The organism is Streptomyces sp. NPDC051364 (assembly GCF_040682115.1).
GTDB lineage: Bacteria > Actinomycetota > Actinomycetes > Streptomycetales > Streptomycetaceae > Streptomyces.
Map to the genome: position 1 here is coordinate 73145 of NZ_JBFBAH010000013.1, position 24200 is coordinate 97344.

General features: G+C 67.7%; 22 protein-coding genes. 10 read left to right on the forward strand and 12 right to left on the reverse strand.

The window, feature by feature from the left end; genetic code table 11:
* The first annotated feature begins 42 nt into the window (after nucleotides 1-42).
* A complete protein-coding gene (locus tag AB0M76_RS25680; RefSeq protein WP_365955089.1) occupies nucleotides 43-1125 on the forward strand; it encodes an aminotransferase class V-fold PLP-dependent enzyme in 1083 nt (360 codons plus the stop codon).
* A 258-nt stretch (nucleotides 1126-1383) separates the two neighbouring features.
* Here AB0M76_RS25680 and AB0M76_RS25685 read toward each other — a convergent pair whose 3' ends face one another.
* On the reverse strand, nucleotides 1384-2073 hold the full coding sequence (locus AB0M76_RS25685) for a DsbA family oxidoreductase (protein ID WP_365955091.1): 690 nt from the start codon (nucleotides 2071-2073) through the stop codon (nucleotides 1384-1386).
* Nucleotides 2074-2170: 97 nt separating this feature from the next.
* On the opposite strand from AB0M76_RS25685, the gene AB0M76_RS25690 reads away from it, so the two are divergent.
* The 4 genes from AB0M76_RS25690 (at nucleotide 2171) to AB0M76_RS25705 (ending at nucleotide 7729) form a co-directional block, all read left to right on the forward strand.
* Complete coding sequence (locus AB0M76_RS25690) at nucleotides 2171-3856, forward strand: recombinase family protein (RefSeq protein ID WP_365955092.1); 1686 nt, start codon at nucleotides 2171-2173, stop codon at nucleotides 3854-3856.
* Between the two features lie 1010 nt (nucleotides 3857-4866).
* A complete protein-coding gene (locus AB0M76_RS25695; protein ID WP_365955093.1) occupies nucleotides 4867-5115 on the forward strand; it encodes a hypothetical protein in 249 nt (82 codons plus the stop codon).
* An 11-nt stretch (nucleotides 5116-5126) separates the two neighbouring features.
* A complete protein-coding gene (locus tag AB0M76_RS25700; RefSeq protein ID WP_365955094.1) occupies nucleotides 5127-6572 on the forward strand; it encodes a phage/plasmid primase, P4 family in 1446 nt (481 codons plus the stop codon).
* A gap of 653 nt (nucleotides 6573-7225) precedes the next feature.
* Nucleotides 7226-7729 (forward strand): hypothetical protein, encoded by a 504-nt coding sequence (locus AB0M76_RS25705; protein ID WP_365955095.1) that lies wholly within the window; start codon nucleotides 7226-7228, stop codon nucleotides 7727-7729.
* 443 nt (nucleotides 7730-8172) lie between these two features.
* On the opposite strand, the gene AB0M76_RS25710 is transcribed toward AB0M76_RS25705, so the two are convergent.
* Entirely contained in the window at nucleotides 8173-8748 is a 576-nt protein-coding gene (locus AB0M76_RS25710) for a hypothetical protein (RefSeq protein ID WP_365955096.1), read from the reverse strand.
* Between the two features lie 747 nt (nucleotides 8749-9495).
* Here AB0M76_RS25710 and AB0M76_RS25715 point away from each other — a divergent pair.
* Nucleotides 9496-9993 (forward strand): phage terminase small subunit P27 family, encoded by a 498-nt coding sequence (locus AB0M76_RS25715; protein WP_365955097.1) that lies wholly within the window; start codon nucleotides 9496-9498, stop codon nucleotides 9991-9993.
* Between the two features lie 60 nt (nucleotides 9994-10053).
* On the opposite strand, the gene AB0M76_RS25720 is transcribed toward AB0M76_RS25715, so the two are convergent.
* The 9 genes from AB0M76_RS25720 to AB0M76_RS25760 form a co-directional block, all read right to left on the reverse strand.
* Nucleotides 10054-10899, reverse strand: a complete 846-nt coding sequence (locus AB0M76_RS25720) for a helix-turn-helix transcriptional regulator (RefSeq protein ID WP_365955098.1) — start codon at nucleotides 10897-10899, stop codon at nucleotides 10054-10056.
* Between the two features lie 19 nt (nucleotides 10900-10918).
* On the reverse strand, nucleotides 10919-11434 hold the full coding sequence (locus tag AB0M76_RS25725; RefSeq protein WP_365955099.1) for a DUF6879 family protein: 516 nt from the start codon (nucleotides 11432-11434) through the stop codon (nucleotides 10919-10921).
* Nucleotides 11406-11660 (reverse strand): hypothetical protein, encoded by a 255-nt coding sequence (locus AB0M76_RS25730; RefSeq protein ID WP_365955100.1) that lies wholly within the window; start codon nucleotides 11658-11660, stop codon nucleotides 11406-11408. The genes AB0M76_RS25725 and AB0M76_RS25730 overlap by 29 nt, the downstream gene beginning before the upstream one ends.
* Before the next feature lie 1076 nt (nucleotides 11661-12736).
* On the reverse strand, nucleotides 12737-13237 hold the full coding sequence (locus AB0M76_RS25735; RefSeq protein WP_365955101.1) for a GNAT family N-acetyltransferase: 501 nt from the start codon (nucleotides 13235-13237) through the stop codon (nucleotides 12737-12739).
* Nucleotides 13238-13299: 62 nt separating this feature from the next.
* The gene (locus AB0M76_RS25740; protein ID WP_365955102.1) at nucleotides 13300-14748 is read right to left on the reverse strand and encodes a penicillin-binding transpeptidase domain-containing protein; all 1449 of its coding nucleotides are present in this window, start codon (nucleotides 14746-14748) and stop codon (nucleotides 13300-13302) included.
* 62 nt (nucleotides 14749-14810) lie between these two features.
* Nucleotides 14811-15491 (reverse strand): response regulator transcription factor, encoded by a 681-nt coding sequence (locus AB0M76_RS25745; RefSeq protein ID WP_365955103.1) that lies wholly within the window; start codon nucleotides 15489-15491, stop codon nucleotides 14811-14813.
* Nucleotides 15488-16795 carry a histidine kinase gene (locus AB0M76_RS25750; RefSeq protein ID WP_365955104.1) on the reverse strand — a complete coding sequence of 436 codons (1308 nt, stop codon included), beginning with the start codon at nucleotides 16793-16795 and terminating at the stop codon, nucleotides 15488-15490. Before AB0M76_RS25750 ends, AB0M76_RS25745 begins: the two co-directional genes overlap by 4 nt.
* A gap of 116 nt (nucleotides 16796-16911) precedes the next feature.
* On the reverse strand, nucleotides 16912-17904 hold the full coding sequence (locus AB0M76_RS25755) for a hypothetical protein (RefSeq protein WP_365955106.1): 993 nt from the start codon (nucleotides 17902-17904) through the stop codon (nucleotides 16912-16914).
* Nucleotides 17905-18040: 136 nt separating this feature from the next.
* Entirely contained in the window at nucleotides 18041-18853 is an 813-nt protein-coding gene (locus AB0M76_RS25760) for an IclR family transcriptional regulator (RefSeq protein WP_365955107.1), read from the reverse strand.
* A 147-nt stretch (nucleotides 18854-19000) separates the two neighbouring features.
* Between AB0M76_RS25760 and AB0M76_RS25765 the strand changes: the two genes are divergently transcribed.
* The 4 genes from AB0M76_RS25765 (at nucleotide 19001) to AB0M76_RS25780 (ending at nucleotide 22494) form a co-directional block, all read left to right on the forward strand.
* Nucleotides 19001-20524, forward strand: a complete 1524-nt coding sequence (locus AB0M76_RS25765) for an aldehyde dehydrogenase (NADP(+)) (protein WP_365955108.1) — start codon at nucleotides 19001-19003, stop codon at nucleotides 20522-20524.
* A 112-nt stretch (nucleotides 20525-20636) separates the two neighbouring features.
* The gene (locus AB0M76_RS25770; RefSeq protein WP_365955109.1) at nucleotides 20637-20858 is read left to right on the forward strand and encodes a hypothetical protein; all 222 of its coding nucleotides are present in this window, start codon (nucleotides 20637-20639) and stop codon (nucleotides 20856-20858) included.
* Between the two features lie 62 nt (nucleotides 20859-20920).
* Nucleotides 20921-22204 carry a TerD family protein gene (locus AB0M76_RS25775; RefSeq protein ID WP_365955110.1) on the forward strand — a complete coding sequence of 428 codons (1284 nt, stop codon included), beginning with the start codon at nucleotides 20921-20923 and terminating at the stop codon, nucleotides 22202-22204.
* 113 nt (nucleotides 22205-22317) lie between these two features.
* Nucleotides 22318-22494, forward strand: coding sequence for a hypothetical protein (locus tag AB0M76_RS25780; RefSeq protein WP_266668225.1), 177 nt, complete (start codon nucleotides 22318-22320; stop codon nucleotides 22492-22494).
* 106 nt (nucleotides 22495-22600) lie between these two features.
* Here AB0M76_RS25780 and AB0M76_RS25785 read toward each other — a convergent pair whose 3' ends face one another.
* Nucleotides 22601-24040, reverse strand: coding sequence for an alkaline phosphatase PhoX (locus tag AB0M76_RS25785; RefSeq protein ID WP_365955111.1), 1440 nt, complete (start codon nucleotides 24038-24040; stop codon nucleotides 22601-22603).
* Nucleotides 24041-24200 lie beyond the last annotated feature (160 nt).

The following is a 24200-nucleotide window of genomic DNA, read 5'->3' on the forward strand; positions in this document are numbered from 1 at the left end:
CTGGGTAGGCTCTTGCGGTAGCCCCGGACGAAGAGAGCAGCCGTGAACCACCCCCTCCTGGACCTCCCGCCGCTCACGGCGGAGCGCTTCGCGTCGATCGAACAGGGGGTCGCGGACCTCCTCTCCACCGGGCAGGACGTGGTGATCACGCAGGGCGAGGCGCTGCTGCCGCTGGAGGGGTGCATCCGGTCGGGGGCGCGGCCCGGTTCGACGGCGCTGAACGTCGTGACCGGCCCGTACGGGACCACCTTCGGCAACTGGCTGCGCGACTGCGGGGCGAACGTGGTGGACCTGGCGGTCTCCTTCGACACGGCGGTGACAGCCGACCAGGTGGCGCGCGCCCTGGCCGACCACCCGGAGATCGACTTCGTGTCCCTGGTCCACGCGGAGGCGGCGACCGGCAACACGAACCCGGTCGCGGAGATCGGCGAGGCCGTACGGGCCCACGGCGCGCTGTTCATGCTGGACGCGGTGGCGTCGGTGGGCGCGGAGGCGCTGCTTCCGGACGTATGGGGTGTGGACCTGTGCGTGATCGGCGCCCAGAAAGCGATGGGCGGCCCGGCGGGTGTCTCGGCGGTGTCGGTCTCGGAGCGGGCCTGGGCCCGCTTCACGGACAACCCGGCCGCTCCGAGGCGCTCGTACCTCTCTCTCATGGACTGGAAGGAGCGCTGGATCGACGCGGGCCGCACGGCGCTCCCCCATGCCCCGGCGCAGCTGGAGATGCTGGCGCTGGAGGCCTGCCTGGACCGGATCGCGGCCGAGGGCCTGCCGGCGGTGACGGCCCGCCATGCGGCTGCCGCGGCGGCGACCCGGGCGGGCGCGGTGGCGCTGGACCTCGCCCCGTACGTCGGCCGGGCCTCGGAGGCGGCTCCGGTGGCCACCACGCTGCGGGTGCCGGACGCCTCGCTGGTGGTGGCCAAGGCCCTCGCCGCCGACCCGGCGGCCCCGCTCGCGGCGGGCGGCGGCGCGCTGGCCCGGGAGATGGTCCGGGTGAACCACTACGGCCAGGCCGCATCGCTGCAGACGGTCCTGACCTCCCTGACGGCCCTGTCCACCGCCCTCTCGACGGACCCGTCCGAGGCGGTAGCCGCCGCCGAAGCAGCCTGGGCAGAAACCCTCCACTGACCCGTCCGGCCTCCCGGTGCCGGCCGGGGCTCGGGGGGGGCGGAGCCCCGTCAGCCGGGTGTCCGGGGGCGGAGCCCCCGGGGACACGGCGAAAGGGCGGGGCGGGGAGACGGCTCCGCGCAGCGGCGCGTGCTCGCCCGCGCCCTCCCCGGCCGCCGGCCAGTTCCGGCCCCGGCCACCTGGGCCAAGCCGGCCGGCGGCCGGCACCCGGGCACGACCTCGTCAGGCCGGGGCCGGGCCGGCAGGGCCGGGGAGCGGTCAGGCCTGCGGGACGGCGCAGGTGCCTTCCGGGTCGCAGGCGTCGGCCGTGGCGGCCGACTCGGTGAGCTCGCGGCCCGCCCACGCCTGCTCCAGCGCCTGCGTGAACACCTCCGCGGGCTGCCCGCCGGAGATCCCGTAGCGGCGGTCGAGGACGAAGAACGGCACGGCGTTGGCGCCGAGTTCCGCCGCCTCGCGCTCGTCCGCCCGTACCTCCGCCGCATACGCGGACTCGTCCGCGAGGACCGCACGGGCCTCCGCCTCGTCCAGTCCCGCCTCGACCGCGAGAGCGACGAGCACCTCGGAGTCGAACACCGACCGCTCCTCCGCGAAGTTCGCCCGGTAGGCGAGATCGAGCAGCTCCTCCTGGCGGCCGCGGGCGGCAGCCAGGTGCAGCAGGCGGTGGATGTCGAACGTGTTGCCGTGGTCGCGGCCGTCGGTGCGGTACGTCAGTCCCTCGGCGCGGGCGCCGGCGGCGACGTGCTCCTCCATGCCGCGCGCCTCGTCGAGGGTGCGGCCGTACTTCTTGGCGAGCATCTCCAGGACCGGCGCCGTGCTGCCCTTCGGGCTGTTCGGGTCGAGCTCGAAGGACCGGAAGACGACCTCCACCTCGTCGCGGTGCGCGAACTCGGCCAGCCCCTTGGTGAAACGGGCCTTGCCGATGTAGCACCAGGGGCACCCATGAACCACGGGAACCAGACCGCCTCTGACCTGCGGAAACAGCGAAGCTGAGCTATCGACTCGCTCACAGGTTGGAGAACGGACCACCCACGGTGAATGGACCCCGATGGAACGCGAAGACCTCCCCAACCTGCATGCGCTGGGCTTCGAAGACGAAGAACTCAAGACATTGGGACTCTGGGGACCGGCGATCGGCACACCTGCCAACTTGGCAGAGATGTACCTCCGCCGTAGCAAGAAAAAGGACACGCTTAGTTCGCTGCGGGAACAGGTACGCCGCATGTGTGCTCACGCTGCGCGCGAGGGAAAGCAGGTCCGACACGTCTGGTTCGAGCAGAAGAGCGCAAGCAAGGCGTATGTCAGGCGTGAGGAATTCGAGAAGGCTACAGCGGCAATCGCTGATGCTGGCCTGTCTAAGACCCTGTACGTATTCAAAATCAGCCGCCTTTCGCGTAGAGGATCAGGGCAGGTAGGCCTGTTGCTCGACAAGTTCGAGGAGCAGGAAGCGCGCATCTTCTCCGTTGCTGAGGGCATGGACTCACGAAATAACCGTCTCACTCTAACAATCTTTAGCGAGCAAGCCCGAGACCAGGCAGCAGATATCAGCATCTTTACAAAGAATGGCATCGACGCCAACAAAGCCGACGGACGCTGGACGGGAGGAGTCACGCCTTACGGCCTTTACTCCCCGAAGGGTTCGGGCAAGCTGGCCCGCAATCCCAGCGAGTACCCCACTGCACGCCGTATCGCCGCACACCTGGTAGACCGCAAGACACCTGCCTGGATTGCTAACACGCTGAACACCGAGGGAATCCCGACGCGCCACGGCAAGAAGTGGACCGGACCGGGAATAGTCAGTCTCGCGCACTCCGTCACGTGGGCTGGACTGGTGGCCAACCGGGAAAAGATGCTGGACAAGAACGGAAAAGATGTAGGCAAATATCACAGGGGTGGAACTCCGCTGCTGAACAGGTCAGGAAAGCCCGTCTCCTGCGGGGAAGGTGTGATCACGTTCGCCGAGCACGTGAAAATAAATTCTATACTTGCCGAGCGCGCACAGAAGGGCACCAGCATTGGAGACCGGACACGCGGTAAGCGAGAGATCGTCGCCCTTCTCTCCGGGATACTCCGCTGCGGACTCTGCAATGGACCCATGGCGAATGGCGGAGTCAACTACAGGTGCTACGCACGGCAGGTCGAAGGAGAATCGTCCTGCAGGGGGGTTTCTACTGACCGTAAGCGCGTTGACGCCGCCGCTACAGCCATGTGGATCAACCACGTCCTCAGCCTCTCCCTGGAGTCGCCAACAATTTACGCCATCGCGAAAGACTGGCTGGCGTACAGCGACCCGGAAAAAGATGCTCATAAGGCTCACGTTGGCGCGGCCCTTGAGTCGGCTGTGGGCCGAGAAATGAAGCTCGAAAAGGAATTTTTCGTCTTCGGTCGCATGGACGAGGAGAAGTACGATCGGCTACGCGAGCAGGTGGCAGCACAGATCGCAGAACTCAAAGTTGAACTGGCAGAGCTTTCACGCGCAACTGACCTTTCTCCGCTCATGGACCCATTCTCACTAGCCGACCTTTGGGAGGATGCTGGAATTGGCGGACAGCGCGCACTACTCAAGGCGGCATTGCGAGGCATCACGCTAACTCCACCGAAGTTCCGGGGAGACCGGACGCCCATCCGTGACCGCCTGATGCCGGAATGGCGAGATGACAGCTTCAATCCGGCAGTGGAAGCCGCATGGGATGCATGGGAGGAGCGGCGCACGCGAGCCACTCTGACGAACTAGCCCCACGCTTCGAGACTCTGAGCCCCCGTTCGGTCAATGACCGGCGGGGGCTTTGTCGTCCCCTGAGAGGCCCCTGACGGCTTTACGCGTGCTCGCCGACACCCCGGGACGGGCGAACCACTCAAGGGCTCTCAGGCGGACGCACAGGCGATCGACTCCCTAACCCCCCGGTGAAGAGGCTTACATGTAGCCGCTCCAACGATGGGAATCACCATGACCGACGCTCTCAACCGCGCGCGCAGATCAGGACCCGGTACGTCGAAATGACCGACGGGCCGATGGACGCGACTGCACTCACGGATGTAATCACGGACCTTGCCCTGTGGGGCTACAACAACGGCTTTGACTCTGCGGAGTCGGTTCGGGAGGCAATGGATACGCACGTTCCCGCTGAGCGCTGACACCTGCCCTGGCGGCCCCCGCTTGTTCAACGACTGGCAGGGGCTTCCCCATATCCCGAGAGGCCCTGAGAGGGCATAGAGCGTGCTTGGTGGCACCGCAGGCCGGCGAACCACTCTGGGGCTCCCGTAAGGGTATGCAGGACTTCCCCTACAGCGAGGCAGGGCCGCGCAAGCGGATGGGTGCCAGATTTCTTGACACCCGAGAACACTCCCAATACGCGTATGAGAGCTCTCTATAGGTGCCAACTTTCTTGACACCCTTCCGCTGTCGCGCCCCCTGTAGGTAAAGGATTATCAAGGCGTGCAGCCCGGCGTGTCCGCCTTTGCTTGCGTGTGCCCTTTCTGTCGCGCGATCGACTCCCTAGATATATAGAGAAGGGGCAGTGAGGAGGCCCGCTGCTAACGCGGCAGGCAACCGACTCCCTAACCCCTTTCCGAAGCACCGGTTGGACGGCGAACCCACACATCCCGGTCATGCGCTGATGCGCACCCATTAGCTAAGCCCCCGGTCTCGTACCGGTTTCATCGCTGTGGATTTCGCCGTCCACGCAGCGGGTGAGACCAGGTATGAACCGGGGGCTTTTCTGTATCCAAAGGACGGCGAAATCCATGAACGGCCACCAGCATTACCAGCGCGCTGAAGAGATTGCAGCGGAGTGCGCGAGGTACGGCGTGAACCCCGAAACAGTGACCCTGGCTCAGGTTCACGCGACGCTAGCTCTTGCCGCTGCCACTGCTGACGCGACGAATTTCAGGCGAGACCTGTACGCGGGAAATGGTGAAGAGCTCCCGGGCACTAAGACAGCAAAGAGTCGTGCCGAGCGTGCTGTTGCATCCGCTGCTGCTTTTCTCGACTAGGAATGGCCACCATGACTTTTGATGATGCCTACTGGGCTAAACAGCGTGCTCGGCTGGACGTAGACAAAGAAGTCCTACACGTCAATTTCGCGAAGTTCGTTGCTGATCATTGCGCGCACCGACTCAAGCATGTTGAGCACGTCGGATGGTATCGATGGAATGGCATTGTCTGGGAAGCAACCGGCAATGAAGGCGCTGCGATGCAGGCAATCACAGATGCGGTTGCCGTCCTCGCTCAACGAATTGCCGAATCACCTAGTGACACATTCTGGGCTGCCGCTGCAATGAATAAGATGCTGGTCAACCATCAGCGCAAGGCGATCGTCTCCGAAATGAGCGTGCTGCGCGAGTTCCATGCTGGTGCGGATGACTTGGACGCACAGCGCCACCTATTGACGTTCCAGAATGGGACCGTAGATCTGCGGTCCGGAGAGATACGGCCGCATGATCCGGCCGATATGTTGACTCAGTCCGCGCGGGTCAATTACGTGCCTGGTGCTGATGCTCCTCGCTGGCTGCGCTTTGTCGAAGAGGTTTTCCCGGGCGACAGTGAGCTACAGCGGTACTACCAGACGTTCTTGGGCTATTGCGTGACCGGTGAGGTTCGCGAACATGCGCTCGGTGTTTGGTATGGCGCTCATGGCCGTAATGGTAAGGGGACTACGGTTCGCACCATGCAAAAGGTGTTCGGCGCTGAAATCATTCGTGAGGTCGAGTTCTCTATATTCGAGAACGTACGCGGGCAGCCGCCCCACACGGAACAGCTTGCAGGTTTGCGCGGGGCGCGAATGGTGGTTGCCCAGGAGGGAAACCCCGGCACCCCGATGAACACAGCGTTGCTGAAAAATCTGAGCGGCGGTGACCGGATTAGTGCGCGACACCTTTACGGCAAGGTGTTTTCGTTCGAGCCGACTTTTACCGTCGTGCTGGCGACGAACCACCTTCCTGAGTTTGCGTCTGGCGGCGCAGCATTGTGGGCGCGGACTAAGGCAGTTCTGTTCGGTCAGTCTTTCGCTGACAGGCGGGACCCGAACCTAGAGCCGACCATTCAGGGCCCGGAATCCGAAGGCGTTGCCGCATGGGTTGTTGAGGGCGCGAAGCGCTATTACACGGAGGGGCTCCGGGACACGCTGAGCGTCATTGCGGCGACGGAGCACCACAAAGATTCGGTTGACCCGCTGAAGGATCTCGTAGGCGAGCTCTTCGACTACTGCGAAGGCGGGGAAGTCGGGCGCTCTTCGTTCAATGCCGAGCTGAAAATGTGGCGAGACAACAACGGCGACAAGTCGACAAAGTTCAGTCCGTCCAGCGTGAAGCGTCACCTACTCGACAGCGGAAAGGTCGAAGAGGTGCGGCGCAAAAGCAAGGGTTGGGCCTATATGGGAATTCGCTTGATGGGCGACCCAGAGCCCTCGGCCGGCTCGGGCATCTTCGATCGGCCGGAGGGAGCGGCCTAACAGCGACGCCCTGAAGTTCTTCAATTCACCTAAGAGGTCACCGGCACCCTTCCCGCCGGTGACCTCCTTCATTTCCGGAGACCTCAAGTGGCCGAGTTCCGCCCCGAAGACCTTCCACACGTGGCGAATATATGCGCCGCCCTAGATGTCAGCGTGAAACCTGCTCCCGGGGCTTATGAGTGCATCAGCAATGTCTATGCGCTTACCCAGGATTGGCTAGCGGCGAATGACCGGCCATCCGTTCCACTCGGGGCCTTTACTCGGACTCTTCGCGCGTTGGGTCTCAGGACTGCCAACAAACACGTAGTCGGAATTGTACTGACTTCCCGCCAGCACCATTGATCCCCTACCAGATCTGGTAGGGGATCCCATTCTATCGACAAGGAAAGACTAATGACGACCCCCTGGTACATGAATTCCACTGACACGACGAGCGTGGACAAGGGAAGTCGGGAGCGCAACGAGAAGCACATTCGCTCTATTGCTGAGACTGCCAGCGAAGAGGCTGACGCTGTCTCGGCTCACCTTCGTGCCGCTGAGGCAAAGGGAGTCCAGCTAAGCGTCACCCAGCGAATGGCTATGGGCTACGCGTCCAATGCCCGAGCGGCTGCCAATCAGCTTCGCAACAACTGAACTTCGAGAGGACAGCACCCATGACTGACAACCCACGCGCCGCCACTCAGGACGAGATCGAGAAGGCTCGTGCTGCCGCTGAGGCCGCCGCAGCGAAGCTAGCCAAGCTCCAGGCCGCCCAGGATTCGAAGGACGCCCAGGAAGCCGCACAGCGCGCCGAACGGGAGCTTGCGTACGCCCGTGCGTTTCATGCTGGTTGGCGTCAGCGCGCCGACGATTCAAAAGCAGTCGCTGGCACTACTTCCGTTTCGTATGACCCTGAAACCATGGGTTTCCTTGAAGGGCTTATCCGCATGGGCGTCGGGCGTGAGAACCGACGGGCAGTGCTGGAAGCTGCACAGCGCGCAGAGTCCATCATGGGGGTTCCCACCTCGCAGAGTAATGTTCCGGAGGCTCGGTACTACTCGCCGGATATAGCCGCGCACATTAACCAGATCATTGGTACTGAGGTTACGCGCCGCAATGCCGAGTTCCGGGATGCGCTGGACGCGGAGCGCGAGAAGTTCATTAGCGATGAGGCGTAGTCATGGCGCATGACGCATTGGATCCAGGCCCGAATCACGACTTCCCATATTTCCCAAGGCTGCCGGACGGTTCGCCCGCATGGTCTGATCGCTGCCCCGCTGACTATCACGGTTCGCGTGTGCCTCGGGGCGTGACCACCATTGTTCGGGACCGTGAGCGCTACCTCATCGACCAGACCCCGCACGACGCCGAGAGCAATCCGATTAGCCCGCCAGTTCTGCCATGATGGGCGTGAGTCCTTTCTGTGAGCTGTGCCCCCGGATGCCATACGGCACGGAGACTACAGCCGTCGTGTCTGCCTGGTATCCGCTCGCCCGGGCCGAGTTGATCGCCCGGGGTATCCGTCCGGACTATCCCGGGTACCGGAAGTCCATGTGCCTGGCTTGCTACCAGGCGTGGAGTCGCCGTTGATGAGAGGTGCCCTGTGTCCGACACAGGGCACCTAGTCCTTTGTCCCGTCATTGTCCAGTGCCACCCGCGCCCTTTCAGAGAAGTCATCCACCGCTTCCATGAAATTACAAAAGCGCGTAGCTCCATCCCGCCACTGGTCAGACAGACTGGGCATGCCTGGAAGAGTGACAGGCACACGCATTACTGCAAGCACGGCATACACCTCACGAGACCTTTTGTCGACAAGAGCTGCCGCCGCACTCACTTCTTTAGGGCCAGCAAGTTGAACCCGTGTAGATATCTTCTTCACATTCTCGTGGAGACCCTTGGATTCGCGGATTACCGTCACCAAATCCATCCCCGCCGGAAGGATTCGAAGACGATCTAGGTCGCTAAAATCTTCTGGTGTCGGAGCTAGCAGCAGTTTGGTGAGGTCTGAGTGTGCGTGAGCTGCGGTGATGAGCTCTTCGTAGACGGCCTGCCGCGCATCACGTCGCTGCCGAAGATGCTCAGCCCTCGCTACTGTCCTCGTCTGCGCGCGTGCTGACCAGCCGGTAGCCACCGACGCGCCAATGGTCGCCACCGAACCCGCCAACGCCCCGAGCACTGCTGCCAATCCTGCGTCCATGCGAGCAACCTTCTTGGCTCAGAAGACGGGCCGTCAAGGGGGACGATGCGACAGTGGGCACGGCCCGTTCCCTTGCGCAACCCTCCTCCCCTCGCCGGCATTTGGGCCCCACCCCCACTGACCAGCAGACACGCCCCCATGGGCTCCACCCGACCCCCCTTAGCTGCCGCTATGCCCCCAGTCACGGGCGGGCACTCCGACCCTTGGAGAAGCCATGCCACGAAAGCGCAGGAAGCCATGCACTCAGCGCGGTTGCAGCGAACTCACGGATGGTGGTCCGCGCGCTGAACGCAAGAGGCAGAGAGAGCAGCAGCGAGGCTCAGCGGGTAAGCGCGGGTATGACGTTGGATGGCGGCCAAAACGAAAGGCTGCCGTGATGTGTGATGTGCAGTCGACGTACGAATGTCGCGGACCATTGACAGTTGAGCTGCAAGAAATTGCTGGCAAGAGGCGAGTCAATGCCTGATGCGCCAAAGCACTTGAAACCGTTGTGCCCTGTCTGCCACGACAAGGAAACAGTCAAGCATCAGCCGGGCGGGTGGGCTGCCACGAAGGCCAAGCCAAAGCGGAATGACGTTCCGCCGTGCTGATTTCCGCTGCCTCTCCTCGCTGCCCCTGGGGGGTGCCCCCCTCCCAGTCCCCTAGTCACTCGGCAGGGAGCGCAAGCGCTAGCCCCGGGGCAGTGAGCGTTTTTGGAGACCTAATCCAACCCCTGAATATCTGACCACACGTTGAGGAGTCGTCACCATGGCTGACCGATACCGCCCGAAGCCAGCACTACAGCGAATGCGAGAGGGCAACCCCAGCAAGAAGGCCATCAAGGAAGGTGTCGTAATCCCGCGCGCTGTCCTTATGGAGCCGGATTGGTCGGCCGTCTTCAAGGCGTCGAAGTCTGCCAGCGTGGAAGCCGAGAATGCCCGTTGCCGTGAAATGGCTTCCGAGGAATGGCGGCGCATCGTTCCGATACTCGAAGTCTCGGCGGGCATAGGGGAAGTGGACCATTCGACGGTCAAGGATCTCTGCGTCTGCGTCGCGCGTATCGACCAGTGCGAGCGTGAGCTTTCTGAGCGCGGACTCATGGTCACCGCTGAGCGAGGAACTGTGAAGAATGGCGCTGCCACGATTGCTGGCCAGTACCGGTCACAGCTTGCCCGCTATATCCGCGAGCTGGGGCTAAGCCCGTCTGCCCGAACTGCAATCACAGTCCCTCAGCCTTACGACGGCGACGACGACATTTGGGATTGACCTGCGAGCCGGCCCCGTACCCGCTGCCTTTCTGGTGGCAGGTACGGGGCATTTTGTGTTTCATCCCACGGCGTCAATGGCTGCGGTGATGAGCGACCGAGCCTCAGCCCCGTAGGCCGCAACCCTCTTCAGGTTCCCAAATGCCTTGAGGTACAAAGCTACGTCACTCGGCTGAGTTTCCTTGATGGCTGCCGACAGGGTTTCGACGTGGACACGCTGGCCGTCAAAAATTGTGAACGTTTCCAGCGGCCATGCTTGCCGGGGCGCCGTGAACGGGATAATTCCCAGCGAGACTGAAGGAAGCGCCATCACGGACAGCAGATGACCCAGCTGAGCGGCCATTATTTCCGCGCTGCCGATCCGGTACCGCAAGACTGATTCCTCAACCAGAACGGCAAATCGGTGGTCACCTTCACGGATCACGTGCGATCGGTTCATTCGGGCTGTCACAGCCTCTGAGACGTCATTAGGTGCCCCTCGGAACTGAGCGATTGAGGTCAGCAGGGCCGTTGCGTAGCCGGGAGTTTGGAAGAAGCCAGGCACCACGTTGGAGCAATAGACGTGGAATTGCTGCGTCTGCTCATAGAGGGGTACACCCGACTCCTGTAGCTGCCTCAGTCCAGTTCGTTGCAGGCGTTTCCATTGGACGTACATGGACTCAGCCTGACGGTTGGCGGCAATCAAGTCATCGGCGGTTCCCGGCATCCCGCATGCTGTGCACCAGGCCCTTATGTCAGCGTCGCTGGGTGGTGTTTTAGCGTGCTCAATCCGCGATGACTTGGACTCACTCCACCCGCACCGGACAGCCAACTCACGGCCCGTGATTCCTGCGTCAAGCCTCATTTCCCGCAACCGACTGGCTACGGCTTCCCTGGCTTGTTGGGCTTTGGACGAAGGGGATGACATGAATCGGCTGTCCGGTTGCTCAGATCTTATATTCGCTGTGCGGGGTGGCTCGCTGCCAGATGTCCTCAAACGCGTTGACACAAAGCTTCAACATGCCTGCGTCTGAGCTGAGTTCATCCGTCACGTGGTGGCCGTCCCCAGCGAAGTGGTGGATGCGGAGTAGCTTGCCGTCGAACAGCCAGAAGTCATTGGCGGGAACCAGGAAGCCCGTTGCCTGACTACGTGGAATCCAGCGCACCTCTTCGCCAGCAATGAGGTTGGCCTGCGTGGCGTAGTGCTCCCAGCGGATGTACTCGCTGACAGGCTCTGAGACCACACGGGCACGACGAACGGCCACACCACGGGCTACGGCATCGGCAATGGACTGGTGGAAGGGGTGCCACCAGGATTCGCGGTTGTTCCAGTCAACGCGTTCCCCGCGCCGCCATGCTTCTAGCCGGGGGTTGGTGCCGTAGTCATCCCGCATTTCCAAATGGAGAGCGGTGTCACGGGTGTTGGCCAGTAGCTCAGTGAACGGCGGAACGCTCGACGGCATCGCATGCTTCCCTGATCATCGGCACCATGCGCGCCGGAATCCTGATGACTTCTTCGGTATCCGGGATCGATCCGTTGGCCGGCGTGTTGGACTCGCAGGCCGCGCGGAGTTCAAAGCTGGCCTTCCAGCCCTGCAACACGAGTTCTCCCGCCTCTTCATCGGCCCAGACGGTAGGGCAGTGCTCAAGGTCGGTGTTCGGGTCGATCCCGACGAACCGTAGCGCCATGACAGCCTCTCTCCGTTGCGGATTGCATGAACTTGCAGAGTCCATAGTCCAGTTGCTGGGTTCGCAGTCAAGACCGCCTGTTAGGAATCAGCGTGCAAGCTCATGCAAGTTGCTGGAACCCTCAAGGCCCGACTCCTAGCGTCGCCATCACCACGACGGAGGGGACGGCGGGACATGGCGGAGACAGCAGCGACCGACGCACGACTTTGGGAGTACGAGACTTTCGCCCCGGCGGGCGAGACGTGCCCCTCGTGCCTCAAGCCGGTAGGCACTCTGGACCGTTGCCGCCGAGGCTCCATTCCCCGAGCATCCGGGCCCGATGTGGTTGTGTACCGACACATTGATTGCGCCGACCCGGCGGGGCTCAAGAGGCGCGCGAAGCGATGACCCTTCCCGTCGGCAAGGTGGACCGGTTGGAGCCTGTAGCGCATCCTCGTTGCCGGTTCTGTGTGGGTCGGCATGTGGCCCGGGAGGTTGCCCGTCAGAAGGGCGCCATGGGGCTTGTGAGGCTCTATAACCGGCAGATGCAGCAGCACCCCCACCACGAGCCCGAAAGGCCGTCCGACGGCCCAGTGGGCATCTGGGAGCAGTGACCGCCCCTCACCGGCGGCGTTCGCCCTTTGTCGTCACCCGCAAGCCCCAACGTCAGAATGGCGGCCGGACGGGCGGGGAGCCCCGTTGGTCGCTCTGGAAGGAGGGGGATCTGTGCGGGTACTGCTGTGGCGATACCCGGGTTTGGTGCCCGGACTGTGGCGGGTTCGCCGGTTGCTCCACCTGCAAGCGCACATACAAGGTTCCGTGCCCTCAGTGTTCCGGGGGTACCCGCGAGAAATTCCGTCCTTAGACCCGCCCCGTCTGTGCGTCTCCCCCGGCGCATGGGTGGGGCTTCCTGCTGCCCAACTCCCGCCGCGTAGACGCTGGTCAGAGCCTCGCGGTAACCTGTGGCTCTCGTGGTTCAAGGGCAGGCGATGTCGCTCCAGATCTCGACGCGCATGATCCTTCTTCTCTCCGGGTTCATTGGGTCGCCGCGGCTGCGAGCCGCGGCGGTTTCCTGTTCAACCAACTGGCGGAGCGTCTCATTCCCCGGACGCGGCCTGCGGGCCGACGCTGAGCCAGAGCGTGAGGTGGGAGCCGGACCGCGCGGCCCCGGCCGGATCCGGGCGCCAGCCGTGGCGGGCGTAGAAGGCCTGGGCCCGGAGGTTGTGCTCGTAGACCTCCAGCCGGGCCCGCTCGACACCGGCCCGCCGCCAGGCGTCGAGGCAGGCGGCGTGCAGGGCGGCCCCAGTGCCCCGGCGCCAGTGGTCCGGGTCGACGTGCAGCTGGGTGAGGGTGGTCTCGCCTTCCGCGGTGCGGAAGGCGGCGACCCCGGTGACCTCACCGTCCTGCTCCGCGCAGAGCACCCCGCCGTCGGCGGCGGCCCGTGCGACGGCCCGGGACCAGCCCTCGCGGGTCCGCGCGAGTTCGGCTGCGCCTGCGTAGGCCTGCTCGGGGACGCGGCCGCGGTAATAGGTGGCCCGGGCCCGGCTGTGGAGGGCGGCTATGGCGTCGAGGTCTGCGGGTTGCGCGGTCCTGATCATGGGAAAGGAAACGCGCCGGGAACCGTGTCGGTTCCCGGCGCGCCCTGCGATGACCGGCGCGGCTACTTCTTCAGCCACGCCGCCATCATCTTCTGGGCGATGGGAGCGGCGAGCTTGCCGCCGCCGATCTCGGAGCGGTCGGTGTCCGAGTTCTCGATCACCACGGCAACCGCGATCTGCTTGCCGCCCTGCTTGCCGTACGAGGTGAACCAGGCCAGCGGCGGCAGGCTGTTGTTCACGCCGCGCTGCGCGGTGCCGGTCTTGCCGCCCACCTCGGCGCCCGCCACCTGGGCGGGCTTGCCGCCGCCTTCGGTCGCGACCGTCCGCATGGCGTCCTGCAGCATCGACGCGGTCCTGGCGCTCATGACCTGCTCGGACTTCGGGTTCTTGAAGCTCTCCAGCACGTTGCCGTTCGCGTCGGTGACGTCGGAGACCGAGTGCGGGGCGACGAGCTTGCCGCCGTTCTCGATCGCGGCGGTCACCATCGCCATCTGGAGCGGGGTGGCCTGCACGTCGAACTGGCCGATACCCGTCTGCGCGACCTGGTCGACCGACATCTTCTTCGTCGGGTACTTGCTCCCCGGCCGGGCGGTGACGGGCGTCGCGGTCTCTGTGTTGAAACCGAGCTTCTCGGCCATCGCCCGCATCTTGTCCTGGCCGAGGTTGTGCGCCAGCTCCGCGAACACGTTGTTGCAGGACAGCCGCAGCGCGGTGCGCGCGGAGACGTTGTTGCAGGCCGCGGAGCCCGCCTCGCTGGGCAGCAGGGTCCGGGTCCCGGGGATCGTGTACGGGTCCGGGGTGCCGGTCGGCGTGTCGAGATTGGTGACGAGCCCGTTCTCGATGGCCGCCGCCAGGGTGACCAGCTTGAAGGTGGAGCCGGGCGCCTGCGGCTTGCGCAGGGCCACGTTCTCCATGGCCTTGCCCTTGTCCTCGATCAGCTTCTCCCAGGCCGCTTTGTCGTTGGCGCCCGTGATGCTGCCCGGATCGAAGGAGGGGTTGTTCACGATGGCGAGGATCTCGCCGGTCGCCGGGTCGATGGCGACGGCGGCGCCCTGCTTGCCCTGGAGCGCGTCGTACGCGGCCTTCTGCACGTCCTTGTCGACCGTGGTCAGCACGTTGCCCGGCGCGGCCCGCTTGTTGGTGAGCATGTCCATCACGGTCTTGAGCCGGTCGTCGGAGCCGTTGAGGATCTTCTTGTAGACGCCTTCCAGCATGCTCGTGCCGAAGGCCTGGGAGCTGTAGCCGGTGAGCGGCGCGTAGAGCGGACCGTCGACGTACGTGCGCTTGTACCCGAAGTCCTTTCCGTCCGTCTTCACCGAGCCGGTGATCGCCTCCCCGCCCACGATGATGTTGCCCAGCGGGTTCTCGTACTGCCCGATGAGGTTCCGCCGGTTGTTCTCGTTGTCTGCGAGGGCCTGGCCTTGGTAGGCCTGCACCCAGGTGACCCGCACCAAAAGGGCCAGCACCAGGAGCAGACAGAAGACCGACGCACGCCTGATCGTCTTGTTCATCCCCCAGAAGGACGCACCAAGGCCCCCGGTCGTTCCGCTCTGCCCCGATTGTGTCCGGGTTCTCAGCTTTTCTTCATGAAGCCGCCCTCGTAGGCCGCGATGACCGCCTGGGTGCGATCGCGGGAGCCGGTTTTGGAGAGGACCGCGGCGACGTGGGTCTTGACCGTCTGGGGGCCGACGCCGAGGCGTTCGCTCATCTCGTGGTTGGACAGTCCGGTGGCCATCAGGCGCAGTACGTCGGCCTCCCGCTCGGTGAGCCGGGCCACCCAGGGGGCGGCGGGGTCCGGGACCCCGGGGGCGTACGAGGCGGCGAGCGAGCGGACGGCCGCAGGGAAGAGCAGGCAGTCGCCGCGGGCGACGAGGCGGACCGCGCCGATCAGCTCGTCGGGGTCGGCCCGCTTGAGGAGGAACCCGGAGGCGCCCGCGCGCAGCGCTTCGTAGACGTACGCGTCGTTCTCGAAGGTGGTGACGACCACGATCCGGGGCGGTTCGGCCATGCCGGCGACGATCTGCTCGGTGGCCCGGATGCCGTCGATCTCGGGCATCCGGACGTCCATCAGCACCACGTCGGGGGCCAGGGAGCGGACCAGCGGGACGGCTTCCGCGCCCGAGGCCGCCTCGCCGACCACCTCCAGGTCCGGTTCGGCCTCGAGGATCACCCGCAGGGCGGTGCGGACCATGCGCTCGTCGTCGGCGAGCACGATGCGCAGCGGCGGCCGCCGTGCCGCGGGCACCGCGCTCATCGGGGTCCCCCGCCGAGCGGAAGGACGGCCCGCAGCCGCCACAGCCCCTGGTGCGGGCCCGCTTCGACGCGGCCGCCCAGCAGGGTGGCCCGCTCGGCGGCGCCGTGCAGCCCGCGGCCCCCGCCGGTGCGGGGCTGCTGCCCGTCGGGGGTACCCGGCGGATTGGTCATGGTGATCTCCAGTTCACGGTGGTTGCTGCCGGTGCCGTCCTTCCTGCCCTGTACGGCGATCCGCAGCTCGACGGGGCCCTCGCCGTGGCGCAGGGCGTTGCTCAGGCCCTCCTGGACGATCCGGTACGCCTCGCGGGAGGCGATCGCCGGGAGCTGCGCCCAGTCCCCCGCCGGTCCGGGGTCCTGCTGGGCGGTGACGGTGGTGCCGGCGGCCCGGGTGCGGGCCAGCAGCCCGTCGAGGTCGGCGGCGAGGGTCGGCGCGGGTGCGGCGTCGGGCCGGGCCGGGTCGCCGTCCCGCAGCAGGCCCAGCACGGCGTCCAGCTCGCCCACCGTCCGCCGGGTGGTGTCCTCGATCGCGGCCAGTGCCTCCCGTACGAACCCGGGGTCGCTGTCGAGCACCCGTCGGGCGGCGACCGCCTGGAGGGTGACGGCGCTCAGGGCGTGCCCGACCGCGTCGTGCAGCTCCCGGGCCAGCCGGTTGCGCACGGCCAGGTCGGCGGCCCGCTCCTCGGCCGCGGCCAGCCGGTCCGCCGCCGTCGGCCCGAGCAGTACGGGGGCCAGCCGGGCCAGCAGCGCCCCGGCCCCGGCGGCGCACAGGACGAGCCCGCACAGCAGCCCGATCCCGAGCAGCGGGGCGGTGTACGGCGCGGCGTCGCTGCTGAACCAGCCCAGGCCCGTCGGGTCCTCCCGCAGCGCCCTCACGAACGGCAGCGCGATCAGCACCACTGCCATGGGCGGCACCGCGAGGCTCATCCCGCTGATCGCCGCGCCGACCCCCAGGTGCAGGGTCCACCAGGCCGAGGTCCGGCCCCGGGCCGCCCAGGACCGGGCCGGCCCCTCCGCCAGCCGCTCGCCCGGCACCCCGCACAGGGCCCGTACGGCGCCCACCGACATCGGCCTGACGAGCCCGAAGACGGCGGTCGCCGCGGCCATGGGCAGGGAGAGCCCGTAGGAGGCGAAGGTCAGCGGGGTGGAGCCGAAGACGTTGCCCTCGCCTGCTACGACACTGACCACCACCTGGGCGAGGAGGAAGTAAGGCATCAACAGGGCCCCGCCCAGGATCAGGTGCACCCAGCGCAGCCTGGCCCGCGCCCCCAGCACCCGCCCCACACCGACCCGTATCCCCGCCCACATCCCACTGCCCCCCGGCATCCCGCTGACCCAGCCCTGTCTGCCCTGTCTTGCCCCGGCTGCCCCGGCTGCCCCGGCCCCAGCCCCCGACGTTCCTCTCCCGCTCGCGCCCCTCCGTGTCACCCAGCGCTGCGTCGTGAGGCGAGGAACCGGGCCAGGACGGCTGCGGCGAGCAGACCGGTGATCATCTGGCCAGCGTAGGTCAGCACCGTCGCGGTGGTGACCTCCTTCTCGGCATCGGTGCTGCCCGTCGCGGCGATCAGCAGCCACAGGCCCCAACTCGCCGCGGCCGCCGCCCCGGTCCACGCGATGGCCAGTGCCCACCGGGCCCGTCGAGCTCCGCCCCGGGCCAGGTTCACTGCGCCCGCCCCCGCGACCAGCGCGCATATCCCGTGGGTGGCGAACACCACGCCCGTCTCCGGACTGAACTGCGCGATCTGTGAGGCGCTGAGCCCGGCCGTGCCGCCGAAGGCCCAGGTGAGCTGCGCCGCCGCCACGGCCACGGCCATCACCGCCGCGGCTCCCGCCACCACCCCCGTGGGTGACGGGAGCCGCTTCCCCTGGACGCCCTGCCACCGGCTGCCCCAACGCTTCCGCGCATAGGGGACGAACAGCCCGGCCAGGGCTATGGCCTGCACGGTGAAGCCGCTGTAGACGGCGTTGAAGACCCAGGGGTCGAGGAAGGGCTCCTTGGCCGCCTCCGCGGCCGCGCCCGGCCCCAGCCCCACGGCCCTCATGAGGAGTTGGGCGGGGAAGGCCACGACGATCGGAACGAGCAGCCCGGTGGCGACGAAGACCGGGAGGGTCAGCAACCAGGACGGGACCCGCCTACCCCAGGGCCGGGTGAACACCAGCACCAGCACGATGACGGCCGCGTCCATGACCAGAGTGACGGCGTTCGCCACTTTGAAGAACATCCCGGGCTCCAGCAGCACGCTGCCGTCCGGTATCCCGATGTGGCTCCCCGCCAGCCAGGCGCCCTTGAGGCAGAGATACGGCAGGGTGGCGGCCAGGGCCACCGCCCGCAGGACCCTGCGCCCGGTCCCCAGGCCGGGGGCCGACGGCTGCGCCGCGTACGCCGTCTCGCTCGTGTGCACCGCTCGTGTGGTCATGACTCAACGGTCGCGGGCACGCCGCCCCGCCGCCTCCCCCATGAAGGTGAACCGTCTCCCCCACCCGGGGGAGACGGTTCGCATACGGCGGGCCTGCCTCCACGGCTTCTCATGCGGCGGGCCCACCTCCACCGACTCACATACGGCGGGTCGCCACCGACAGCCGGTCCCGCGCCTCGAACAGTGCCGCCTTGATCTTCTGCTCGTGGCCCGCCGTCAGCCGGGCCACCGGCACCGAGCAGCTCACCGCGTCCCGGGCCGGCGTCCGGTACGGCACCGCCACCCCGAAACAGCGCAGCCCGAGCGTGTTCTCCTCGCGGTCCACCGCGTAGCCCTGCTCCCGTACCAGCGCCAACTCGTCGACGAGCTGCTCCCGGTCAGTGATCGTGTGCTCGGTGACCGCCTCCAGCCGCCGCGGCAGGAGCGCCCGTACCTCCCCGTCGGAGTGGGTCGCCAGCAGGGCCTTGCCCAGCGCCGTCGAGTGCACGGGCAGCCGCCGCCCGACGCGGGTGAACGGCCGCAGGTAGTGCTGGGACTGGCGGGTGGCCAGGTAGACGACGCTCGTGCCGTCCCTCCGGGCCAGGTGGATGGTCTCGGTGGTGTCGTCGGAGAGCCGGTCCAGGGTGGGCCGGGCCGCGGCGACGACCTCGTCCCCGTCGATGTACGAGCTGCCGACGAGCAGGGCCCGTACGCCGATGCCGTACCGGGTGCCCGTCGCGTCCGTCTCCACCCACCCCAGGTTCACCAGCGTGCGCAGCAGCATGTAGAGGCTCGACTTGGGCAGCGAGAGGTCGTGCTGGATGTCGGCCAGGCTGTGCAGTCCGGGCCGCGCCGCGAAGTGCTCCAGCAACAGGACCGTGCGGACGGCCGATTTGACGGCCGCCGGCGCCCCCGGGCCCCCCGGCCCCTCCGGTTCCGCGGCGGACCGGTCCGGCTCAGCTGTGGTCATTCGCCTTCTTGCCCCTCTTGTCTCTTGTCAACGCGGAAGACCCGGAAATAGAGTCCGGAGCGGATGTGATCATTCATCCATCGGAACGGCGTTCAGAATACTGAACGCCACCGCGCGGGTCAGCGTAGATCCAGGAGGCAGTGCGCCATGGCAGCAACACCAGTCTGGAGTGTGGACCCCCGCACCGGGAAGCAGCGCGAACAGGTTGCGGTGGAAGCCACATCCAGTGAGGTGGACGAGGCCGTACGCGCCGCCCACGCGGCCCGCGGCGCGCTCGTCGACCGCACCACCCGCGCGGCCTTCCTGCGCGCGGCCGCCGAGCTGCTCGACGAGGCCGCGGACCACGTGATCGAGGCCGCCGACGCCGAGACCGCCCTCGGGCCGGGCCGGCTCACCGGCGAGCTCGCCCGCACCACCGGCCAGCTGCGGGCCTTCGCCGACGCCGTGGACGAGGGCTCCTACCTCGACATCCGCATCGACCGCGCCGACACCGGCACCGTCCCGCCGCGCCCCGAACTGCGGCGCTACAAGGTACCGCTGGGCGTGGTCGCGGTCTATGCCGCCTCCAACTTCCCGCTCGCGTTCTCCGTCCCCGGCGGGGACACCGCGAGCGCGCTGGCCGCCGGCTGTCCGGTGGTCGTCAAGGCGCACCCCGACCACCCGGCCACCTCCGAGCTGTGCGCCTCGCTGCTGCGCCGGGCGGCCGTGGCGGCCGGGCTGCCGGCCGACGTGGTCTCCGTCGTCCACGGGTTCGACGCGGGCCTGGAGCTGATCCGCCACCCCCTCGTCTCCGCTGCCGGATTCACCGGTTCCATCCGGGGCGGGCGGGCGCTGTTCGACGCGGCCGCCGCCCGTCCCGTCCCCATCCCCTTCCACGGCGAACTCGGCTCCCTCAACCCCGTCGTGGTCACCCCCGCGGCCGCCGCCGAGCGTGCCGAGGAGATCGCCGCCGGGCTCGCGGGCTCGGTCACCCTCGGGGTCGGCCAGTTCTGCGTCAAGCCGGGCCTGGTCCTGATCCCCGAGGGCGCGGACGGCGACCGGTTCACCGGCGCGCTGACGAAGGCCCTCGGCGAGACCGAGCCGGGCGTCCTGCTCGACCACCGGATGCGGGAGAACTTCGTCTCCGGCGTGCGCGAGCGGGCCGGGCTGCCCGGCGTCACCGCGCCCGTCACCCCGGGTTCCGGCGGCGAGCACACCGTCGGCGCGGGCTACCTGACCGTGCCGGCCGGGACCCTCCTCGAGGGCGGCGCGTACGAGGTGCTGCTCGAGGAGTGCTTCGGACCGGTGACCGTGGTCGTCCGGTACGCCGACCAGCGCGAGGCAGGGTCGGTGCTCGGCCTGCTCGCCGGGAACCTGAGCGCCACGCTCCAGCTGTCCGCGGCCGAGGCCAGCGGCGGTCCTGGCCCGGCGGCGGAGCTGATCGCGCAGGTCACGGCGCTGGCCGGGCGGATCGTGGTCAACGGCTGGCCGACCGGTGTCGCGGTGGCCCCCGCCCAGCACCACGGCGGCCCGTACCCGGCGGCGACCTCGCACTCCACGTCGGTCGGCGGGACCGCCATCGAACGCTGGCTGCGGCCGGTGGCCTACCAGTCGGTGCCGGACCCGCTGCTTCCGGCGGAACTGCGCGAGGCGAACCCGCTGGGGCTGCCGCGCCGCGTCACCGGCGACTGAGGCGGGCCGCGGGTCAGGCCCTGCCCGCCACGGGCCCCGGCCTGCCACGCCCTGACCCGCCGGGCCGTAAACCCGTTGCCTGCCCCGCCCGCGCGGGGGCAGGCTGCCGGTCATGCCGAGACCTCACGGATTCACGTACGAACAGCGCAGCGACAACAGCGTGGCCATCACGCACCAGGGCCGGGCCGCGAGCACCCTGCGGGGCGGGCGGGCCGAGAAGTTCCTCGCCGAGGTCGAGTCGGGCGACGCGCAGCTCGTGATGGCCCGCTGGACCGGCGCGTACAAGTTCGGCAACGAGCGGACGGCGAAGAACCACCCCCGCAACCGGCGCTGAAATCCGCGGCGAGGGTAAGGGAACGGCAAAGGGCCTCCGGTCGTTGTCCCGGCATGACCGCTATGACCCCAGGTTCCAACCTGCCGCTCAATACCGTCCGTGTGACGGTGGACGTGGCTGCCCCGGTGCGGCTCGACGTGTCGGGACTCCTTCTCGCGGCGGACGGCAAGGTGCGTTCCGACGCCGACTTCATCTTCTACAACCAGCCGTCCGGTCCCGGTGTCAGCCACCGGTCGGGCGGCGGGGCGGCGCCGGACTCGATCACGGTGGACACGGGCGCGCTGCCGCCGGGCATCGAGCGGATCGTGGTCACGGCCAGTCCCGACGCCGCAGGTCAGACCTTCCAGGGCATCGAGCCCACGGCCACCGTGCGGAATGCGGACAGCGGCGCGGTGATCGCCACCTTCACCCCTCCGCAGCTGGGCACCGAGACCGCGCTCGTGGTCGTCGAGGTCTACCAGCGCGGCGGCGCGTGGAAGGTGCGTGCGGTCGGCCAGGGGTACGCCAACGGCCTCGCCGGGATCGCGACCGACTTCGGGGTCTCCGTGGACGAGGAACCCGCCCCGCCGCCCGCGGCCGCCCCGCAGGCTCCTGCAGCCCGGGTCACCCCTTTGGCCCCGGTCACCCCTTCGGCCCCGGTCTGGGGTCAGACCCCCTCGGCGCCGTCCGCCCCGTCCCCCTCCTCCTGGCCGAGCGCCCCCACGGCGCCGGCGGCCCCTGCCGCTCCGCCCGCGCCGCCGGCCGCGGCCCCTGCCGCCGCCGGCACCGGGAAGATCAACCTCGACAAGGGCCGGGTCAGCCTCCAGAAGAACCAGACGGTCTCCCTGGTCAAGAACGGCCGCCCGCTGCTCTCCCAGGTGAAGATGGGCCTGGGCTGGGAGCCTGCGTTCCGCGGCCGGGACATCGACCTCGATGCCTCCGTCATCGCGTACGGCCCGCAGCGCAACCACATCGACAGCTGCTACTTCGGCAAGCTGTCGATCCTGGGCGGCGCCATCAAGCACTCGGGCGACAACCTCACCGGTGAGGGCGCCGGGGACGACGAGGTGATCGTGGTGGACCTCGGGCGGCTGCCCGCCGAGGCCACGGGCCTGGTCTTCACGGTCAACTCCTTCTCCGGCCAGAAGTTCACCGAGGTCGCCAAGGCCTACTGCCGCCTGATCGACGCCGCGAGCGGGGAGGAGCTGGTGCGCTTCGACCTCACCGGCGCCCAGCCGCAGACCGGGGTCATGATGGCCAAGCTGGTTCGCCAGTTCTCGGGCGAATGGGAGATGACGGCGATCGGAGACTTTGTGAAGTCGCGCACAGTACGCGGCATGGTCCAGCCCGCCTCACAGGCACTCTGAGCAGGTGGGCGGGCACACGGAGCTACCGTGACCGATCGGCCCGAGGGCCGAGGTGATGGATTCCACCCTTAATCCGGAGGTGACTGTCAGTGCCCGCCCGTAGCCTTGAAAGCATGTACAGCACACTCCGGCCCGCGGGTCCCGCCCGTCCGTCCGCCGCTGAGGCGAACGAGGCGATACGGCACCTCGTCGAGACCCGGGTGGACGAGGAGTGGCCCTCCGAGGCGTACGAGTTCCTGCTCGAGGAATGGGCCGCAGCCAGCCACGCCGAGACCGCCGCCGCTCAGTGAACGACCGAAGGCTCGCCGCCGCCCGGTGAACGGGCGGCGGCGCAGCCGCCGATCGTGAGTACCGGCCGCCGGAATACCGGCCTCCGGTCCGTCGGCGGCCGAGGCGTCAGTGCGCGCGCCGCCACGGTCCGGTGATCGCGAGCATGATGCCGGGGTCCTGGATGTTGGCGTACAGCGTGCGCCCGTCAGGGGAGAAGCAGACCCCCGTGAACTCCGAGTACTCCGGCTCCTCCGCCGTCCCCATGTTCAGCTCGTTGCGCGCCAGCGGGTAGGTGCGTCCCGACTCGGTTGCGCCGAACAGGTGCTGCAGGCCGCTGCCGTCCTCCGCGATGACCAGACCGCCGTACGGGGAGACCGTGATGTTGTCGGGGCCGTCGAAGGAGCCGTCCTTGGCCGGGTCGGCGTTCACCCCGAGCACCACCATCAGCCGGACCGTGCGCCGCTTCGGATCGTAGAACCACACCTGGCCGTCGTGCGCCGCGCCCGGGCTCTCCTCGCGGGCGTACGAGGAGACGAAGTAGGCGCCGCCGTCGGCCCACCACATGCCCTCCAGCTTGCGCGCGCGGGTCACCGCGCCGTCCGCGAACTGCTTGCGCACCGGCACCGTCCGCGCGTCGCGGTCCGCCACGTCCACCCAGTCGACCCCGTAGACGGTGCCGGTCTTCGTCGCGCGCGAGAGGTCGTCGACGAACCGGCCCGCACTGTCGAAGCACTTGGCGGCGGCCAGCACGCCGGCGTCGGCGGCGAGGGTACGGAGCTTGCCACGCCCGTGGCGGAAGCCGCTCGGCGGGGTCCAGCGGTAGAGCAGCCCGTTGGGGCCGGAGGCGTCCTCGGTCAGGTACGCGTGGCCCTGGCGCGGGTCGATGACCACGGCCTCGTGGGCGTACCGGCCGAAGGCCTTGACCGGCTTCGGGTCGCGGTTGGCGCGGCGGTCGTGCGGGTCGACCTCGAACGCGTACCCGTGGTCCTTGGTCATCCCGTTCTTGCCGGCGAGGTCCTCGGTCTCCTCGCAGGTCAGCCAGGTGCCCCAGGGGGTGGCACCGCCCGCGCAGTTGGTCGACGTACCGGCGACGCCCACCCATTCGGCGACCTCGCCGCCGCGCCGGACCTCGACGACCGTGCAGCCGCCGGCCGCGGCCGGGTCGTAGACCAGGCCCTCGGTGAGGGGGACGGGGTGCGCCCAGTTCTCCCGCTTGCCCTTGAGCTCGTGGTTGTTGACGAGGAGGGTGACCCCGCGGTGGCCCTCGAAGGCGGCCGTGCCGTCGTGGTTGGACGGCGTGGACTCGCCGGACTCGAGTGTGGTGACACCGCTGTGGGTGATCACGCGGTAGCCGAACCCGGCGGGGAGGGCGAGCAGTCCTGCCGGGTCCGGGAGGAGCGGGCCGTAGCCGGGCTCGCAGGGCCGGCCGTGCTCGTCGCGCCGGGTGCTGTCGTCGGCCGCCAGCGCTCCCGGGGCGGTGGCGAGTGCGCCGACCGTTCCGGTGAGCGCGACTCCCGCGCCGGCGATGACGGTGCGGGCGGTGAAGTCTCTACGGCTGAGCGGCATCGGGTCTCCAGGGGTGGGGAGGTGGTGAGCCTGTCGTGCGGTCGTCGGCGCACACGCTCCCGTCCGCACGTGAACGGCGGCTGAACTACCCGCGAAGGGAAACCGACCCCTTCCCGGTGGCCGGAATGGCCAACTCCGGCCCAGGAACGGCGCGTTCCGG

Excerpts from the sequence above, each read along its gene's own strand:
- AB0M76_RS25690 (WP_365955092.1), top strand. The coding sequence starts at position 2,171 with ATGGAACGCGAAGACCTCCCCAACCTGCATGCGCTGGGCTTCGAAGAC.
- AB0M76_RS25695 (WP_365955093.1), top strand. The coding sequence starts at position 4,867 with ATGAACGGCCACCAGCATTACCAGCGCGCTGAAGAGATTGCAGCGGAG.
- AB0M76_RS25700 (WP_365955094.1), top strand. The coding sequence starts at position 5,127 with ATGACTTTTGATGATGCCTACTGGGCTAAACAGCGTGCTCGGCTGGAC.
- AB0M76_RS25705 (WP_365955095.1), top strand. The coding sequence starts at position 7,226 with ATGACTGACAACCCACGCGCCGCCACTCAGGACGAGATCGAGAAGGCT.
- AB0M76_RS25710 (WP_365955096.1), bottom strand. The coding sequence starts at position 8,748 with ATGGACGCAGGATTGGCAGCAGTGCTCGGGGCGTTGGCGGGTTCGGTG.
- AB0M76_RS25715 (WP_365955097.1), top strand. The coding sequence starts at position 9,496 with ATGGCTGACCGATACCGCCCGAAGCCAGCACTACAGCGAATGCGAGAG.
- AB0M76_RS25720 (WP_365955098.1), bottom strand. The coding sequence starts at position 10,899 with ATGTCATCCCCTTCGTCCAAAGCCCAACAAGCCAGGGAAGCCGTAGCC.
- AB0M76_RS25725 (WP_365955099.1), bottom strand. The coding sequence starts at position 11,434 with ATGCCGTCGAGCGTTCCGCCGTTCACTGAGCTACTGGCCAACACCCGT.
- AB0M76_RS25730 (WP_365955100.1), bottom strand. The coding sequence starts at position 11,660 with ATGGCGCTACGGTTCGTCGGGATCGACCCGAACACCGACCTTGAGCAC.
- AB0M76_RS25735 (WP_365955101.1), bottom strand. The coding sequence starts at position 13,237 with ATGATCAGGACCGCGCAACCCGCAGACCTCGACGCCATAGCCGCCCTC.
- AB0M76_RS25740 (WP_365955102.1), bottom strand. The coding sequence starts at position 14,748 with ATGAACAAGACGATCAGGCGTGCGTCGGTCTTCTGTCTGCTCCTGGTG.
- AB0M76_RS25745 (WP_365955103.1), bottom strand. The coding sequence starts at position 15,491 with ATGAGCGCGGTGCCCGCGGCACGGCGGCCGCCGCTGCGCATCGTGCTC.
- AB0M76_RS25750 (WP_365955104.1), bottom strand. The coding sequence starts at position 16,795 with ATGTGGGCGGGGATACGGGTCGGTGTGGGGCGGGTGCTGGGGGCGCGG.
- AB0M76_RS25755 (WP_365955106.1), bottom strand. The coding sequence starts at position 17,904 with ATGACCACACGAGCGGTGCACACGAGCGAGACGGCGTACGCGGCGCAG.
- AB0M76_RS25760 (WP_365955107.1), bottom strand. The coding sequence starts at position 18,853 with ATGACCACAGCTGAGCCGGACCGGTCCGCCGCGGAACCGGAGGGGCCG.
- AB0M76_RS25765 (WP_365955108.1), top strand. The coding sequence starts at position 19,001 with ATGGCAGCAACACCAGTCTGGAGTGTGGACCCCCGCACCGGGAAGCAG.
- AB0M76_RS25770 (WP_365955109.1), top strand. The coding sequence starts at position 20,637 with ATGCCGAGACCTCACGGATTCACGTACGAACAGCGCAGCGACAACAGC.
- AB0M76_RS25775 (WP_365955110.1), top strand. The coding sequence starts at position 20,921 with ATGACCCCAGGTTCCAACCTGCCGCTCAATACCGTCCGTGTGACGGTG.
- AB0M76_RS25780 (WP_266668225.1), top strand. The coding sequence starts at position 22,318 with ATGTACAGCACACTCCGGCCCGCGGGTCCCGCCCGTCCGTCCGCCGCT.
- AB0M76_RS25785 (WP_365955111.1), bottom strand. The coding sequence starts at position 24,040 with ATGCCGCTCAGCCGTAGAGACTTCACCGCCCGCACCGTCATCGCCGGC.